The organism is Bradyrhizobium sp. 25ACV (assembly GCF_054863005.1).
Genome location: NZ_JAVAYO010000015.1, coordinates 126,793 through 142,169 on the forward strand (window position 1 = coordinate 126,793; position 15,377 = coordinate 142,169).

At 64.5% G+C, this 15,377-nt stretch carries 21 protein-coding genes and 1 pseudogene; 11 read left to right on the forward strand and 11 right to left on the reverse strand.

The window, feature by feature from the left end; all coding sequences use genetic code 11:
- Positions 1 to 14: 14 nt before the first annotated feature.
- On the reverse strand, positions 15 to 1,001 hold the full coding sequence (locus RAD04_RS29485; RefSeq protein ID WP_461626610.1) for a hypothetical protein: 987 nt from the start codon (positions 999 to 1,001) through the stop codon (positions 15 to 17).
- Between the two features lie 113 nt (positions 1,002 to 1,114).
- Complete coding sequence (gene recA / locus RAD04_RS29490; protein WP_461626611.1) at positions 1,115 to 2,203, reverse strand: recombinase RecA; 1,089 nt, start codon at positions 2,201 to 2,203, stop codon at positions 1,115 to 1,117.
- Between the two features lie 299 nt (positions 2,204 to 2,502).
- Between recA and RAD04_RS29495 the strand changes: the two genes are divergently transcribed.
- Both RAD04_RS29495 and RAD04_RS29500 read left to right on the forward strand, forming a co-directional pair.
- A complete protein-coding gene (locus RAD04_RS29495; RefSeq protein WP_461626612.1) occupies positions 2,503 to 2,703 on the forward strand; it encodes a hypothetical protein in 201 nt (66 codons plus the stop codon).
- A 155-nt stretch (positions 2,704 to 2,858) separates the two neighbouring features.
- Positions 2,859 to 3,026, forward strand: a complete 168-nt coding sequence (locus tag RAD04_RS29500; protein WP_461626613.1) for a hypothetical protein — start codon at positions 2,859 to 2,861, stop codon at positions 3,024 to 3,026.
- A gap of 671 nt (positions 3,027 to 3,697) precedes the next feature.
- Here RAD04_RS29500 and RAD04_RS29505 read toward each other — a convergent pair.
- Positions 3,698 to 3,955, reverse strand: a complete 258-nt coding sequence (locus RAD04_RS29505; protein ID WP_461626614.1) for a DUF2798 domain-containing protein — start codon at positions 3,953 to 3,955, stop codon at positions 3,698 to 3,700.
- Positions 3,956 to 4,309: 354 nt separating this feature from the next.
- On the opposite strand from RAD04_RS29505, the gene RAD04_RS29510 reads away from it, so the two are divergent.
- Positions 4,310 to 4,507 (forward strand): hypothetical protein, encoded by a 198-nt coding sequence (locus RAD04_RS29510; RefSeq protein ID WP_461626615.1) that lies wholly within the window; start codon positions 4,310 to 4,312, stop codon positions 4,505 to 4,507.
- 167 nt (positions 4,508 to 4,674) lie between these two features.
- The gene (locus tag RAD04_RS29515; RefSeq protein WP_028142812.1) at positions 4,675 to 4,908 is read left to right on the forward strand and encodes a DUF6894 family protein; all 234 of its coding nucleotides are present in this window, start codon (positions 4,675 to 4,677) and stop codon (positions 4,906 to 4,908) included.
- Between the two features lie 9 nt (positions 4,909 to 4,917).
- Here RAD04_RS29515 and RAD04_RS29520 read toward each other — a convergent pair whose 3' ends face one another.
- Together RAD04_RS29520 and RAD04_RS29525 are read right to left on the reverse strand one after the other, a co-directional pair.
- Entirely contained in the window at positions 4,918 to 5,172 is a 255-nt protein-coding gene (locus RAD04_RS29520) for a hypothetical protein (RefSeq protein ID WP_461626616.1), read from the reverse strand.
- 128 nt (positions 5,173 to 5,300) lie between these two features.
- Entirely contained in the window at positions 5,301 to 5,597 is a 297-nt protein-coding gene (locus tag RAD04_RS29525) for a hypothetical protein (RefSeq protein ID WP_091965475.1), read from the reverse strand.
- 376 nt (positions 5,598 to 5,973) lie between these two features.
- Between RAD04_RS29525 and RAD04_RS29530 the strand changes: the two genes are divergently transcribed.
- Positions 5,974 to 6,438, forward strand: a complete 465-nt coding sequence (locus RAD04_RS29530; RefSeq protein WP_461626617.1) for a PaaI family thioesterase — start codon at positions 5,974 to 5,976, stop codon at positions 6,436 to 6,438.
- Between the two features lie 133 nt (positions 6,439 to 6,571).
- Here the strand turns inward: RAD04_RS29530 and RAD04_RS29535 are convergent, their stop codons facing one another.
- A complete protein-coding gene (locus RAD04_RS29535; RefSeq protein WP_201759807.1) occupies positions 6,572 to 6,865 on the reverse strand; it encodes an HdeA family protein in 294 nt (97 codons plus the stop codon).
- Positions 6,866 to 7,047: 182 nt separating this feature from the next.
- Here RAD04_RS29535 and RAD04_RS29540 point away from each other — a divergent pair, with 182 nt between their 5' ends.
- Positions 7,048 to 7,290, forward strand: a complete 243-nt coding sequence (locus RAD04_RS29540; RefSeq protein WP_177237215.1) for a PilZ domain-containing protein — start codon at positions 7,048 to 7,050, stop codon at positions 7,288 to 7,290.
- Between the two features lie 44 nt (positions 7,291 to 7,334).
- Here the strand turns inward: RAD04_RS29540 and RAD04_RS29545 are convergent, their stop codons facing one another.
- Both RAD04_RS29545 and RAD04_RS29550 read right to left on the reverse strand, forming a co-directional pair.
- Positions 7,335 to 9,374: a pyrroloquinoline quinone-dependent dehydrogenase gene (locus RAD04_RS29545; RefSeq protein ID WP_461626618.1), complete on the reverse strand. Its 2,040-nt coding sequence runs from the start codon at positions 9,372 to 9,374 to the stop codon at positions 7,335 to 7,337.
- Between the two features lie 13 nt (positions 9,375 to 9,387).
- Positions 9,388 to 9,612: a hypothetical protein gene (locus tag RAD04_RS29550; RefSeq protein WP_028142807.1), complete on the reverse strand. Its 225-nt coding sequence runs from the start codon at positions 9,610 to 9,612 to the stop codon at positions 9,388 to 9,390.
- 175 nt (positions 9,613 to 9,787) lie between these two features.
- On the opposite strand from RAD04_RS29550, the gene RAD04_RS29555 reads away from it, so the two are divergent.
- Together RAD04_RS29555 and RAD04_RS29560 are read left to right on the forward strand one after the other, a co-directional pair.
- Positions 9,788 to 10,192 carry a hypothetical protein gene (locus tag RAD04_RS29555; protein ID WP_461626619.1) on the forward strand — a complete coding sequence of 135 codons (405 nt, stop codon included), beginning with the start codon at positions 9,788 to 9,790 and terminating at the stop codon, positions 10,190 to 10,192.
- A 113-nt stretch (positions 10,193 to 10,305) separates the two neighbouring features.
- Positions 10,306 to 10,632 (forward strand): hypothetical protein, encoded by a 327-nt coding sequence (locus tag RAD04_RS29560; protein ID WP_091965516.1) that lies wholly within the window; start codon positions 10,306 to 10,308, stop codon positions 10,630 to 10,632.
- A 211-nt stretch (positions 10,633 to 10,843) separates the two neighbouring features.
- Here RAD04_RS29560 and RAD04_RS29565 read toward each other — a convergent pair whose 3' ends face one another.
- Both RAD04_RS29565 and RAD04_RS29570 read right to left on the reverse strand, forming a co-directional pair.
- A complete protein-coding gene (locus tag RAD04_RS29565; protein WP_461620460.1) occupies positions 10,844 to 11,311 on the reverse strand; it encodes a DUF6691 family protein in 468 nt (155 codons plus the stop codon).
- Positions 11,312 to 11,316: 5 nt separating this feature from the next.
- A complete protein-coding gene (locus RAD04_RS29570; protein WP_461626620.1) occupies positions 11,317 to 11,745 on the reverse strand; it encodes a YeeE/YedE family protein in 429 nt (142 codons plus the stop codon).
- 6 nt (positions 11,746 to 11,751) lie between these two features.
- Here RAD04_RS29570 and RAD04_RS29575 point away from each other — a divergent pair.
- The 3 genes and pseudogenes from RAD04_RS29575 to RAD04_RS29585 form a co-directional block, all read left to right on the forward strand.
- Positions 11,752 to 11,880 (forward strand): annotated as a pseudogene (locus RAD04_RS29575) (transcriptional regulator); the annotation flags it as partial.
- A gap of 31 nt (positions 11,881 to 11,911) precedes the next feature.
- Positions 11,912 to 13,351 (forward strand): cytochrome c oxidase accessory protein CcoG, encoded by a 1,440-nt coding sequence (gene ccoG, locus RAD04_RS29580; RefSeq protein ID WP_461626621.1) that lies wholly within the window; start codon positions 11,912 to 11,914, stop codon positions 13,349 to 13,351.
- Between the two features lie 150 nt (positions 13,352 to 13,501).
- Positions 13,502 to 14,662, forward strand: coding sequence for a GNAT family N-acetyltransferase (locus RAD04_RS29585; protein ID WP_461626622.1), 1,161 nt, complete (start codon positions 13,502 to 13,504; stop codon positions 14,660 to 14,662).
- Between the two features lie 7 nt (positions 14,663 to 14,669).
- Here RAD04_RS29585 and RAD04_RS29590 read toward each other — a convergent pair whose 3' ends face one another.
- A complete protein-coding gene (locus tag RAD04_RS29590) occupies positions 14,670 to 15,335 on the reverse strand; it encodes a DsbA family oxidoreductase (RefSeq protein ID WP_461626623.1) in 666 nt (221 codons plus the stop codon).
- Positions 15,336 to 15,377: the final 42 nt, after the last annotated feature.

Sequence of the window (15,377 nt, forward strand, 5' to 3'; positions counted from 1 at the left end):
CTACGGCTCCTGACCTAAGGCGCGATCAACGAGCGACTCTCCTCCCGCCACCGCCACAGTCGATCGTTGGTCAGCAACGTACCGCCCCACCAGCGCCGAATCGGGTTATGACGGCGAAAATCCTCCCGACCTTCCAGAACCGCTTTGCCAAACTCCGTCAGCGACAGCCGGCTCCGGCGAAAGGCGGCGTTTCGACCTCGCGCATCGTGCCGGGGAAGCGTCTCGAGTTTCGGATCGAGACCTGCGACCGCCGGCATCGGGCCGGACGCAAGCCCTTCGAGCAACGGCCCAAGCTCCCACTGGTCAAACACGCGCGTTTCGAGCAGCCCGCCCGGCTGAAACAGCTCCTTTGTCCGGCTGCAGCCCGCCGCAATCAGATCGAGAAGCCGTGATTCCGTCGCGCCCAGTCCAGTCGTCGTTGACGGCAGTTCAGCCAGCAATTGCTCCATCGCCGGATTCAGGAAGGGCAGCGTGGGAAACTCACGCCCCAGCAGCCCAAAACAGAGCTCCGGCGTGGGGGCCCGATAAGCTTCCCAGGCCATGCGAGCGGCCTCGAAGTCGGGCTCCGTTACGTCGAACACCCGCACGGCACGATCGCGCAGCCTCACAGCGTCTGCTTCGAGCAGATCGAAATCGACGAGCCGCAATTTAAGTCGCTCGGCCATGTAGGATTGTGAGCGCAGGTAATCGAGAATCCAGACCAGCTGCAATTGATCGTTCGGACGGGGATCAAACCACAGTTCGATGAGATCGAAGCCGTAGGCCTTGCAGAACCAATCTAGCGGGAGCTGCTTGTGCGCGAGGCCGGCCTCGGGAGATCGGGCAACAAGATCGGACCACCGCACTTCCGGATCGCTGCGGTGCGAGACACCCGTGAGGTAGGTCTCAAGGTGGTGCGACGTAGGCAGGGGCCCAGATACGAATCGAAAGATCAACGGGACGACCATGTCAGCGCGATCGGCATAGGTGAGGCCAGCGCCGGACGAACTGGTCAGAATCATCCGTTTCATCGTCGGCGCGCCCCACCCTCACGCAAAACGAAACGGGCACTGACGACGTCGGCAACTCAACGTCTTCAGCGCCCGCTCCTCGCGAAAACTCTTCGCGTTAGATTTTACTCCTCCGTCGGCTCCTCGCCGTCGGCGTCGCTCTCCGGCGTGCCGGCCAAAATCTGCTCGGAGATCAGGCCGGAGTTCTGGCGGATCGAGGTCTCGATCTTGGCGGTGATGTCGGGGTTGGCCTTCAGGAACGCTTTCGAGTTCTCGCGGCCCTGGCCGAGGCGCTGGCTGTCATAGGAGAACCAGGCGCCTGACTTCTCGACGATGCCGGCCTTGACGCCGAGATCGAGGATCTCACCCATCTTCGAGACGCCCTCGCCGTACATGATGTCAAACTCGACCTGCTTGAAGGGCGGCGCCAGCTTGTTCTTCACCACCTTCACGCGCGTGGTGTTGCCGACCACTTCGTCGCGCTCCTTGATCGCGCCGATGCGGCGGATGTCGAGGCGGACGGAGGCGTAGAACTTCAGCGCGTTGCCGCCGGTCGTGGTTTCCGGCGAGCCGTACATCACACCGATCTTCATGCGGATCTGGTTGATGAAGATCACCATGGTGTTGGACTTGTTGATGGAGGCCGTCAGCTTGCGCAACGCCTGGCTCATCAGACGCGCCTGCAGACCCGGCAGCGCATCACCCATCTCGCCCTCGAGCTCGGCCTTCGGCACCAGCGCGGCGACCGAATCGATCACCATGACGTCGACCGCACCCGAGCGCACCAGCGTGTCGCAGATTTCCAGCGCCTGCTCGCCGGTGTCGGGCTGCGAGATCAGGAGCTCGTCGATGTTGACGCCGAGCTTGCGGGCATAGACCGGGTCGAGCGCGTGCTCAGCGTCGATGAAGGCGCAGATGCCGCCCTTCTTCTGCGCTTCCGCCACCGTGTGCAGCGCCAGCGTGGTCTTGCCCGACGATTCCGGCCCGTAGATCTCGACGATGCGTCCCTTGGGCAAGCCGCCGATGCCGAGCGCGATATCGAGCCCGAGCGAGCCTGACGACACCGCCTCGATGTCCATGGACCGGTCGTTCTTGCCGAGCTTCATCACCGAGCCCTTGCCGAACTGGCGCTCGATCTGAGAGAGCGCGGCGGCCAGAGCTTTACTCTTGTCCATGGAAGATCCTTCGACGATACGCAGGGCAGTGGCGGACATTGGGTCGTGCTCCTTATGGCGAGGATTCGCGTGAGGGACAAACGATTGGCGAGGCGGCTCGGCGATAAAAGCAACGTACCCTATTTGTTCTAGGTTCGCAATATGTTCTTTTGCGGATTTGGGGGTTTGTCCGTGAGCATCTCCACGTCCCCCTCCCTATTCGCGTTGTGCACACAACTGGACAGACGCGGCTCCCGTTAATTGTCCTTAATGGGCCATCACCGCACGAAGCGAGGCCACTATCGGTGATGAGAACGCCGATTGCGCTCCCGCCTTCCTCGCACGGAAAGGAGCGCGCCATGTCCAGGCGGCGACGTTTCAAGCAGCAGCTGACGCTTCAAGACCGACTCTCCGCATGGGTGAAGCAGGTCGAGGAACAGGCCTCCAGGCTTCCGCCCGGGCCCGAGCGGGACGCCCTGCTCACGAAGGCCCGCCAGGCCGACGTCGCCAATCACCTGCACGACTGGGTCATATCCCCCGGACTGCAGCCGCCGAAATAGCAGGGCTGCCGCAACGTGATTCCCCGGCCGAGGCTGACGCGCATCAAAGACGCATGGCCCGGCCGCCGTCAGAATTCCGTAATCCTGCGGCAACGAACCTTTTCGCGGTCTCGGGCCTTCTCCAGGATGGGACCGCAACTCTGGGGACCTCAGTCATGACGGACAACACCAACCGCGATACGATCAGGCGCAATCCCCTGCTGAAGGCGGCACAGGAGGAGCTGATAAAGTTCGAGCGCGCGGAAAACGAGTTCCGCAAGAAGGACCGCCAAGAGCGCGCCGCCGAGCTCCACCTTCCCCTGAACGAAATCAAGATCCACTAGATCCGGCCGGGGGCTTCCGAAGCTGACAAACGCGCGCCGACGATACGGTGGCGGCCCTTCTTAAGACCTTGGGTGGCGGCGGGAGGCGGTCGCCTTATCACCGCAATCTGTCGGGAGGCCCAGGTCGGGCCGATTTGACCGGCCCACAGAGCGCCATGACGGCATCTAAACACCAAACTTAATCCATTGAAAAGACAACTGAATTTCCATGCGGCCTACTGTGCATGGGGTTGTTTTCCAGTTTTTGAGAATGCGGCAACCCCGTACCCATCATCCAGGGGAAGGCTGCGCCTGCGCCTGTCCTAAAGCAGCGCCAGCAGCACGAGGCCGATCACCAGCACCACGAAGCCAGCCGCTGTCGCGGCGGCGAATGACCGCTCTACGTTATCCATGATGCCACCCCGTGGTCGGCGTGCCACGTTTCCCCCATGGCTGCGCCGAACGCTGTGGAATCTTGCCGACGGGTGTGTCCGCAGTTGTGCGAACGGATGTCGAAATTGGGACGGGTGCGGGGCCAGTCTGCGGCCTCAGTGGTCGGGCTCGGAAATCTGCCGCCTGTCAGGCTGCCGTAAGCGGAGCCGGCTAGGATGATGAGGCTATGGTGTTGCAGCCCAGCACCTCAGCCTCCAATAACTTTTTGCCCCGTCTGGCTCTCCCCAGGCGGGGCTTTTTCATGCCTTCCGGGCGGTTCGCGGGTCCCGCTCCTCCTGGGTCAGGAGCAGCGAGAAGGTGCGGATCGCGGGCGCAGCCAGCAGCACGATCGGCAGCATCGCTGCCCAGGCGATCAGCCACGACACCATCCAGTGCCCGACGAAGCTCATCGCGCTGCCTGCGGGCAAGCTGGCGATTCCCGCCGCGATCAGCGAGGTCAGTCCGGACTGGATGATGCCGAAGACGAAATGACTGTAGCGGCGGGGAATGCCGAGCATGACGGGCCCTTGCTGTTTTTGCCGTCGCCAGACCAAGCAAGGCATATGCCGCCGCTTGCACGGAAACCGGTAACCCTCCGCGGGGCCCCTGCGGCCCGTCCGATTCGGCGCACCGGCGCAGCCGGGTGCAGCCCAGGAACTTTGTTCATGGTCGGAGAACCACGGGTATGCGACAGCCTCACTGTCTCACGGACCGGCGTCTTTCGAGAGCCGGTTTCGCCTGTTTCGGGGGCAGGCGCGCTTTCGAGATATCCCCGAACTGTCCGGGGCTTACCGACAAAATTTGCTTGTCTCCGGAATATTGGGACGCCCAACATGTTTGCAGTCATGGAGAGTGAATCGTGGGAGGTCGCCATGAATCACAGGGGCGTCGAGTTCACCGTCGCCAAGACGGCGATTCCCGGAATCTGGCAGTGGCAGTTCCGCATTGGCGAGCAGGTCAAGACCGGCAAGACCGAGACGAAAATCGACCTGTTGGCGATTCGGCGCGTGCAGCTGCGTATCGACCGGGAGCTGAAGCGATCGGCCAGGCGGCCCGAACCGGCCGGATGAAAGTCGGCATCGGATGGCGCCTTCTGCGCCGCTGCACCACGGCTGGCGGTGGCGGCGGAAACATCATCCGTAGCCGCCCGGAATTGATCTGACGGTGGTTTGGGATTGGACTGCGCGCGCCCATGGCCTTGGGGGCGAGGCCATCACGCGCGCGATCGGTGCCAGCTATGCCGTTGTATTTCTTTCGAATCCGGAATGGAAGTTACTCCGGCTGCGCCGATCAGGCGACGGAATTTGCCGATCGCAATTCGGCTTGGAAAGAGATGACCAATGTCTGCGCCGACATGACGGCCGGCATTGCCCGCAAGCTCCAGGAAAATTCCGAATGGCACATGGAGCTGCTGGACGAGACCAAGGAGCCCGTGTTCCGGATCCGCATCGTTGCCGAAACCCTCGACTAGCAAGCAGCTTCAATCCGCGCTGGGCAGGCGCCGCATGGTGAATTCGATGTCGCCGCCGGGCAGCTCGCGCCAGCTCTCGACAACGCTCATATAGCCGGCCTTGGGGTAGCGGGCGAAGAAGGCCTGCGCCCTTTCCCGCGCCGCCGCGCGCGGCAGCGTGAAGGTCTCGCGCAGATAGCCGTCGCCGACCGTTTGGCCCGGCTTGCCGGCGATCTTGCGCCGGCGCGCCATCCGCTCGGCGAGATCCCGCGGACGGTCGGCCATGTCCTCCTCCTCTACGCGCTACGCTCCAGCCAAATGTAGGGCGTGGGCCGGACGAAGAGGAGTCCCCTCCCGAAGGCGTTGTGCCGCCTCCGGATGGAGCTGCTGTCAGTTGGCGGCCGCGCCGCTCGTCAGTTGGCGGCCGTGCCGCTCTTGGACTTCTTCGGCGCGCTGGTTGCAGCCGAGGCCTTCGGCGCCGCCGGCTGCTTCGGCGGATCGGCGCGCATGCCGCCCCAGGGATCGTTGGAGGTCTTGGAATCCGGGATCTTCTTCAGCGTTTCCTTGTAGGCCTTGTCACGCTCGGCTTCCGCGGCCTTTTCCTCGGGGGTCTTGCTCGGGGCGTCCTGCAGCAAATTCAGATTGGGCATTTGCGCATAGGCAGGTCCCGCCAGCACGGCCAGCACCGCGGCCAAACGGAAAAGCTTCATCGTCTACTCCTTGATCATCCATGGAGGCACGGTTCGCCCGTGCCTGGTCATCCTTGTCGCGGCCGGTCGCGACCGCTGAGGCCGTCCGGGGCCCGCTAGAGCCGATCCGATCTGCACGATTTCGGCGCATGCAGCCAGTCGTCCCAGATCGGACCGCATTTGGTGCACCCGCTCAGCGCGAGGCCGAGCGCGGCCATACAAAAGACGAGGACACACCGACTCAACATCATCCACCCATACCCCGAGCAAGCCATCATATCGGGCCAAGTCAGGCATTTTCAAGCCGACGGGACCGGCGCCAGACCGGGTGACTTTGCCGCGCAGATGCGCGCACAATGGGCCGAAACACCCGGCAATACAGGAGAGCGCGCCAGCAATGCAAATCCAGCCAGAAGCCGAATTCGGCCTGCCCGACGCCAGACGCATCCTCGGCGAGGTTTTTGCACCCTGGGTCCAGGATCTCAACCTCGCCGTCGAGCGCCTCGAGCACACACAGCCGGCGGATGTGCCGGACTGGCAGCCGGGCGCGCTGCTGCGCATGCCGTTCTCGGAGCGGCTGTGCCGGAACGGCGGCGTGGTCTGCGGCCAGGCTCTGATGGCGCTCGCCGACACCGCGATGGTGATCGCGATCCTGGCTGCCAATCGCGGCTATCGCCCGATGACCACGGTCGACCAGACCACGCATTTCATGCGCGCGGTGTCCTCGTCGGATGTGCTGGCGGACGCGCGCGTGGTGCGGCTCGGGCGCACCATGAGCTTTGGCCGCGTCACGCTGCTCTCGGCGACCGACAACAAACCGATCGCAATGGTATCGAGCGCGTTCGCGATGCTGCCGGGCTGAGCAGCATCTCAAAAAAGGAAAGCCGCGTGAGCGCAAAGCGCACCGCGGCTCTCCATCACGATCGTGTCGAAGCAAGAGACCGAAGCGCGATCGCATCCTCGCTTCGGTCCGCACGCTTCATGACTTGCCGAGATTATTTTCCGAGCACTTCGTCGGCCGCGGTGACGATGCTGGCGGTCGGATTCTTTCCGCAATAGGCACCGAACTTCTTGGCGTTCTCGATGAACACGTCGGTGTCGATGATCGCGTTGTCCTCGTCGCCCTTGTACCAGCCGTCCATCCAGGTCAGCACGACCTGGATGTTGTCTTCGCCGCTATCGAGAAACTGCTTGCAGCTCATGGTCGAGAGGTCCCACTTGACGGCGTGGGCGGGCATCGACGACAGCGAGAACGCGGCGGCGAGCAAAATCGAAAGCGTGGTCTTCATCAGTATCTCCATCGGCGCGTAGCGCCATAAAAGAAGAGCGTGTGGGGAAAGTCGGCGGAGAGATTCTCCGCGTCAACGTCGTAAACGAAGTCTGAAGAGCTGTGCAAGTAGCGCCAGTATTGAGTTTAGTTCAACGTAATTTCTATGCACTACTTCACAATCATCATGATGGACCAACGCGGATGATCGAGAAGCGTGCAGCGCAGCGGCACCGTGTTTTCAAGGGTGGAACGATCACCTTCGAAAGCAGCGGCATCCCCTGCACCGTGCGAAACATGTCAGCGGGCGGCGCGGCGATCGACCTCGATACCCCCGTCACATTGCCGCAATCGTTCACGCTATCGATCGCGCGCGACGATTTCGTCCGCAATTGTCGCACAGTTTGGCGCAGTGACAAGCGCGTCGGCCTCGCCTTCGTGCAATAGCGGGCGCGATGTGAACGAACGTTCGCATCGCATCCACAACACGATTATGATCGCGTGATACGACGACGACGGCGACGCCAGCGCAGGCTTGCGATCACGAGCGCGGCGATTGCGATTCCGATCGCCGCCGATGCCCCGAAAAATCGGCCGCCGGGACGATCGATGGTGCGCGACCACAATGTCGGCGCCTCGCCCGGCCGCGCCAGGCGGAACGCGACCACGCTATCGCCGATCGAGGTGCCGACTTCGGAGTGGCCGCCGGCGCCGATCGCGACATATTGCTCGCCCTTCCACAGATAGGTCATGGGATTGGCGACGCCGGGCACTGGCAGCCGTCCCTGCCACAGCTCCCTGCCGCTTTGCGCATCGAAGGCGCGCAGATAAGCATCCATCGCGCCGCTGAAGACGAGACCGCCCGCCGTGACCGCCAGTCCGTTGACGAGAGGCGCGCCCCAGGGCAGCGGAGTGCCGAGTGGTGCCAAGTCTTCGGTGGTCCCGACGGTTGAACGCCAGAGGATCTTGCCGGCCTTCAGATCGACCGCAACCATCTCGCCCCAGGGCGGCTTGTTGCAGAGCAGACCGAGCGGCGACATCGCCACCGCGCGCGACATCGCAAACGGCGCGCCGCGCTGCTGGCCGAAATCATGCCCCGGCGGCGGATTGAATCCGGCAGCCTCCGTACGCGGGATCAGCCTGATGAGATGAGCGGCGCGCCCGGTGTTGGCGTAGAGAATCTGCCGGACCGGATCGAAGGCCGCGCTGCCCCAGTTCACGCCGCCGCCGGTGAAAGGAAACTCCAGCGTGCCCTGCACGGAAGGCGGCGTGAACAGCCCCTCGTTGCGCGCCTCCGTGAACAGGCGCTCGCAGGACGAGGGGCGCAGTTCCGGCAACAGCGAGAGCGCGTCGTCGGTCGAGATCGCCTGTGATGTCAGCGCCGGCACATGCGTCGGAAACGGCTGCGTCGGCGACAACGTCTCCCCTTCCGCGCCGCCCTGCGGCACCGCGCGTTCTTCCACCGGCCAGACCGGCTTGCCACTGTCGCGGTCGAGCACGAAGACAAAACCTTGCTTGGTCGGCTGGATCACGACGTCGCGCTGGCCATCACCGGCATCGAGGCGCGCGAGCGTCGGCTGCGCCGCCAGATCGTAATCCCAGACGTCGTGATGCACGGTCTGGAATGCCCATGCGAGCTCACCGGTCTCGATGCGCAATGCGACCACCGAATTGGCATGCTCGTTGTTGCCCGGCCGCTTGCCGCCCCAGAAATCCGGCGACGGCGAGGACGTCGGCAGGAACACCAGGCCGCGCGCCGCGTCGACCGACATCGGCGCCCAGACATTGGCGTGCCCGGCTTCGATGCCGTCACGCTTGAGCGGCTCGAAGCTCCAGCGCGCCCGGCCGGTCCGCGCGTCGAACGCACGTACGACGCCGCTCGGCGCATCGACGCGTCGGTTGTCGGAGATCGAGGAGCCGACCACGACGACATCCCGGCCAACGGCCGGCGGCGAGGTGATCTGGAACTCGCCGGGCCATTCCAGGGCAATACCGATATCGAGCTTCACCTCGCCGGCATTGCCGAAACCGGCACAGGGAATTCCCGTCTTCGCGTCCAGCGCGATCAGGCGGACGTCGTTGGTGCCCATGAAGATGCGCGATCGACAGGCGGCATTCGCGGGCGCCTCATCGTCGGTCCAGTGGGTGACGCCGCGGCAGACGTAACGATTGGCGGGACGCTGATTGGTCGCGATCTTCGGATCGTAACGCCATTTCTGCGCGCCCGTGCCGGGATCGAGGGCAATCACCTCGTTGAAGGGCGAGCAGAAGATCAGGCTGTCCTCGACGAACAGCGGCGTTGCCTGGAATTTGGTCCGCCGCATCACCTCCGGCGGGCGCACCGTGAGATCGCCGGTGCGGAATTCGAAGGCCCGAACCAGATTGCCGACATTGTCGGGCGTGATCTGTTGCAGTGGCGAGAAGCGCGAGCCGCCGGCATCGCCGCCCCAACTCTCCCAGGCCGCGCTCGGCCGCGCGAGAAACAGCAGCAGCGCAACGAGCCCGATCGGAAATCGCAGGCCGGTCCGCAACGCTCGCCTCGCCCTATTTCGGCTTCTTGGCGGGTTCACTCGGACGGGCCCCGCCCCACGGGTCGTACTTGTCCTTGGGCTCGGGAATGCGCTCAAGCGCGGCCTTGTAGGCTTTCTCGTCGACCTTGGGCTTGTTGTCCGCCGGTTTAGCTCCGTCATTGGGTGGCCGCCGGCCCTGCGCCTGCGCCGAGGCAACCGTCAGCGCCATGACCGCCGCCGCTATGACCAAAATCCTCATTGGTGCAATCCCCCTCGTCTGGGGTACAAACTTAGCCTGCAATTCCGGAATATGAAATCCGCGAGTTCCAAGGTTTCCATCAGGCTTCCATAAAGACTTCAGCAAATCTTGATCGCCGGGGACTTCGCCGGATCGCATTCCTGCCTATCTGTTGGCCCGCAGGGGACCTTCACGGATGTTGCGGATCATTGCTCATGCGGCGCTGCTCGCCGGCGCGCTCGCGCTCGGCGCCTGCGGCGTTGCCGACAGCCGCGCGCCGGTGCCGGAATTCATGCGCATGAAGGAAACCGAACAGCCGCCGCCTGAACCCGCCCCCGACGTCAAGCGCGTGGTGCGCGAGCAGATCGACGTCGTCTTCCTCGCCACCTCCTATCCACGCGAGGTGCACGTCGCTTCGCCCCATCGCGAGGTGCGCGGGCCGGGCTGGACCGCCTGCGTCCGCGCCCAGCTCACCTCCGCGACCGGCACCTCGCTCGGCGCCCAGACCTACATCGTGACGATATCGGGCGGAAAGGTGGTCGATCGCCGCCGGGCGGAAGCCGAGGACATCTGTGGAACGGAAACCTACGAGCCGATCTAGCAGCGAATCCGCGTAACAAAGCTCCGGTTCCGGGAAAAACCAGCATCGCAGCCGGGAACGATCGCCGCCTCCCCTTCTTGTTACCGCCGAGGGCAGTTTCGGTGGAGGACACGATGAAGACATTTACGATTGCGCTGTTGGCGGGTGTCGGCGCGCTGGCCGCGGCAACCGGTGCCAAGGCGGCGGACATCTATTCGACCAGCGAATACACGAACTCCGATCTCATTCAGGAAGTCCGGCTTGTCTGTGACGACGCCGGCAATTGCTACCGCACCCGCGGCGGCTCGCGCGTGATCGTGCGCGACTCCTACGCGACCATGCCGCGCGATCGCTATTATGAGCGACGCACCTATCGCGACTGGGACGATGGTCCGCGTGCCGGCGTCGGCATCCGGACACCCGGCGTCAGCGTGGGCGTCGGTGTCGGCGACCGCTGGTAGTTGATAGATCGAGCACGGACGGGACCGGGCGAGACAGCTCGCCCGGTCCCGTCGCGTGCTTGACTCAGATCACCGCGTCAGGCGGCGACCGATTGCTGCTGAAACTGCTCGTAGGCCGCGATTGCATCGGCGGCGTGGCGGGCCCGGGCGAGTGCGGAAAACCCTTCATGGTTCCCCAGCTTGTCCATGAATTTTACTTGCTGCAGTGACTTCAGGTTTCGAGCGGATCGGCCGGCGCGACGAAGCGCGTCAGTGACGGCAAGTGGGCGACAAAGCGTGCGAGCACCATGCCGGCGCACATCGCCGCGACGAAGATAAAGGCGGAAGAAGACCCGAACCCGAGCGCGGTCAGCGCCGGCCCCGGACAGAAGCCGGCCAATCCCCAGCCGATACCGAAGATCGCCGGACCTGCGACGATTCTGAGATCGATATCGTTTCGCGTCGGGAGGAAAAATCGTTCGGCAAAGAACGGACGCGCGCGCCGCAGGACGCGATTGAAGCCGATGAAGGTCACGGCCACCGCGCCGGCCATCACGAAGGCAAGGCTCGCATCCCACGTCCCGGCCGGAATGCCGCCGACGTCGAGGAAGTTCAGAACCTTCGCCGGGTCGGACATGCCGGAGACGATCAGGCCGAGACCGAAGATCAGGCCGATCACGAATTGAACGAGAATGGCCATCGGCGTCAGCTCCAGTGCCGCATCACGAAGACGGTCGCCATGCCGGCTGCCATGAAGGTCACGGTCGCGACCAGCGAACGCGTGGAGAGCCGGGACAGGCCGCAGACGCCGTGGCCCGAGGTGCAGCCGCTACCCCACACCGAGCCAAAGCCGGTGAGCAGGCCGCCGACAACCAGGATTGCCGTGCCCGCCTCGATCGTCTGCGGCGGCAGGCTTCCCGTGGCGAGCCGCACCAGCACGGGCGCGGCGACAAGACCGGCGACGAAGGCCAGCCGTCCGGCGAATTCGTCGTCTTCATAGGGCGGAAACAGCCGTGCCGCGATGCCGCTGACGCCGGCGACCCGTCCTTTCGCCCACATCAGCAGAACGGCGGACAGGCCGATCAGTGCGCCGCCCACAAGCGAAGCCATTGGCGTGAAAGACGTCGCAATCATTCGACCCTCCGCAAGATGCGCGCATTGAGCCTGATCAAACCCAGGCGGGACGGCCAGACGATATACTACAGCATCGCGAGCCGGGAAGTCCGCGTGGTGCTGGAGACGCTGTATCGCCTCTTCTGCGCACCCTAGGACTTCGCCGGCGCAAACGCGGGAGCGCGGCATGACCGACGACACCTTCATTGAGGGGCCTCTCTACGAGAAGCGCAGGAAGGTCTATCCGCAATCGGTCCACGGGCCGTTCCGCCGCATCAAATGGGCGATCCTCTGCGTCACGCTCGGGATCTATTATCTCTTGCCGTTCGTGCGCTGGAACCGCGGCCCTGGCCTGCCCGACCAGGCGGTGCTGATCGACCTGCCGCATCGTCGCTTCTATTTCTTCTTCATCGAGCTGTGGCCGCAGGAGGTGTATTACTTCACAGGTCTGCTCATCATCGCGGCGATGGCACTGTTCCTGATGAACGCAGTCGCGGGGCGACTGTGGTGCGGCTATTTGTGCCCGCAGACGGTGTGGACCGATTTGTTCTATGCCGTGGAGCGCTGGGTCGAAGGTGACCGGCGCGAGCGCATGCAGGGCGACAAGCGCTACTGGACGTTCGACCACATCCGAAAGGTCGCGCTCAAACACTTCCTCTGGATCATGATCGCCTGGTGGACCGGCGGCGCCTGGGTGCTGTATTTCGACGACGCGCCGACGCTGGTGAAGGAGCTCGCTACCTTCCAGGCCCCGTTCATCGCCTATCTCTGGATCGGGATCCTGACCGCGACGACCTATGTCTTTGCCGGCCACGCCCGCGAGCAGATGTGCATCTACATGTGCCCGTGGCCGCGCATTCAGGCGGCATTGACCGACGAATGGGCGCTCAACGTCACCTATCGCCGCGACCGCGGCGAGCCGCGCATGTCGGTGAAGAAGGCGGAAGCCGCCCGCGCCCATGGCGATTTCGCCGGCGATTGCGTCGACTGCCACCAATGCATCAACGTCTGCCCGACTGGCGTCGACATCCGCCACGGCATCCAGCTCGGCTGCATCCAGTGCGGCCTGTGCATCGATGCCTGCGACAACGTCATGCGCGAGATCGGCCGACCCAAGGGCCTGATCGGCTACGACACGGACATCAACATGCAGCGCCGGCGCGACGGCAAGCCGCCGATCTATCGCATCGTTCGCGCGCGCACGCTGATCTATACCGCAGCCATTGCCGTCGTCGGCACCATCATGGTCTACACCCTCGCCACGCGCGCGACCATGGACGTCAACGTGCTGCACGAGCGCAATCCTCTGTTCGTTCAGCTCTCGGACGGCGGCGTGCGCAATGATTACATCGTGCGCATCCTCAACAAGGGCGCACAGCGATCGTTTGCGATCGAGGTCTCCGGGCTGCCCGGCGCGAGCATCCGGGTTGCGGGCATCGAAGCCGCTCCCGATGGCAAGCCCGTCGTCGAGGTCGGACAGGACCAGACCCGCGAGGTCAGACTGTCGGTGCAAGTCGGGCCCGCCGATCTGCCGAAGACCTCGCGCGATCTCGAGGTCACGATCACCGATACCGCCAGCGGTGGAAGGGCAAGCGCCCGTGATCACTTCCTGCCCGGCGACAAATAAGGTCTGCGTTGGACATCCGGCGCCGGATGCTCAACGAGACGTTAACATTACCGTTCGAATTGGAGCCGCGTCCCAACGGTATTTTCCAATCTTTGCGCTAAGCATGGCCACGTGACGCGGCATTTGCCCGCGTGAATGGGACGAGGGGACGTGGTCGATATCGCGCAGCAGGCAGCGATCCATCCGGCATCCGGGGATGCCATGGCGGCGCGCGTCCCGCTCATTGCGATCGATCCCGGCCAATGGCGCGCGCTCGCGCAGCGGGCGATCGAGCCGAACGGATATTACCTGCCCGCCTGGGAGCTCGCTGTCAGCGCAACCGCGCGCGGCCGCACCTCGGCCTCGGCATTGCCCGCATTCGACGGCGCGTCGTCGCGACTGATCGGGCTGATGCCGGTGATCCCGCTGTGGCGCGCCCTGAAGATTCCCCTGCCCGCGCTGGTGAGCGCGCATCCCTACGGCACCCTATGTAGCCCGCTGATCGACCGCGACGCCCCGATCGAGGCGGCCACGCAACTGTTGCAGCGGGCGCGCGGGGCCGGCGCGCATGCGCTCGTGCTCAACGACGTCGCGCTCGACGGCGCTGCGATGACTGCGCTCAGGCAGGTCCTGACCCGCGACGGCCTGAAGCCGCGCGTGCTTTCCTCCTACATCCGCGCCAGCCTCGATGCGACGCAGGATGACGAAACGCTGCTGCGCGACGGTCTCGGCACCAAAAAGCTCAAGGACCTGCGCCGTCAGCGCCATCGGCTCGAAGAGCACGGCCCTGTTACATTCGACGTCGCACGCCGGCCTGACGAGATCTGGCCCGCACTCGAAACATTCCTGCAGCTCGAAGCCAGCGGCTGGAAGGGCAAGCGCGGCACCGCGCTGGTTCAGCACGCAGGTGATGCGACCTTCATTCGCCGCGCGGTGCCGGCGCTGGCGGAGACCGCGCAGTGCGAAATCATCACGCTTCGCGCCGGGGCGACACCGGTCGCCGCGGGCATCGTGCTGCGCCACCAGGACCGTGCTTTCTTCTTCAAGCTCGGCATTGACGAACGCTTTGCGAAATATTCGCCGGGCGTGCAGCTAACCCTCGAGCTCACCCGCCATCTTTGCGCCGATCCCGCCATCGCCAGCGCGGATTCCACCGCGAGCGCCGATCACCCCATGATCAACCCGATCTGGCGCGGGCGTTTTGCGGTCGGCGACGTGCTGATCCCGCTGCGGCGGCACGATCCGGTCGTGGCGCTCATTCACGCAGCGTTGGTCGGCCTCTACGCCGCGCATGAGGCTGCGCGAGGCGTGGTTCGCCGGCTCCGCAAATAAGCGAAAGCTACTCCGCCGCCTGGGCGTTGATCTCCTCCGAGACCTGGCGGATGGCGCGCGCGAGCAGGTTCGGGTCCTGCGCACCGGAGACGGCGTATTTCTGCGCGAACACGTAGGTCGGCACGCCGGAGATTCCCTTCTCGGCGGCCTCCTGCGCGTCGGCCGAGACGCGCGCGACGTCTTCGTCGGTGGCAAGGCGCCGGCGCACGTCCTCGGCGTCGAGGCCGATGTCGGCGGCCGCCTGCACCAGCACGTTCACATCGGTGAGATCGCCGCCGTCGCGGAAATACAGCTCCATCAGGCGCTGCTTCATCTCGGGCGCCTTGCCGATCGCTTCCGCCCACAGGATGAGGCGATGGCAGTCGGTCGTGTTGGGCTGACGCGCCACCAGCTCGGGCTTGTAGACGAGGCCCTCCTCGCTTGCGGCCGTAACGACGCGCCCCGCGATCCCTTTATAGGCTTCGACCGAGCCGAACTTCTGGGTGAGATAGGCCTCACGGCTGATGCCCTCGCGCGGCACCCACGGATTGAGGAAGAACGGGCGGAAATTGAGCTTGACCGGAACGTCCGGCACGAGCGCCAGCGCACTCTCGATCCGGTGCTTGCCGATATAGCACCAGGGGCACACCACATCGGAAACGACATCGATCTGGAGCGGTTTCAGCGTGCTCATGTCAGGCGCCTCCTTCGGGCGGGTCACGGGTTCGCCGGAAGA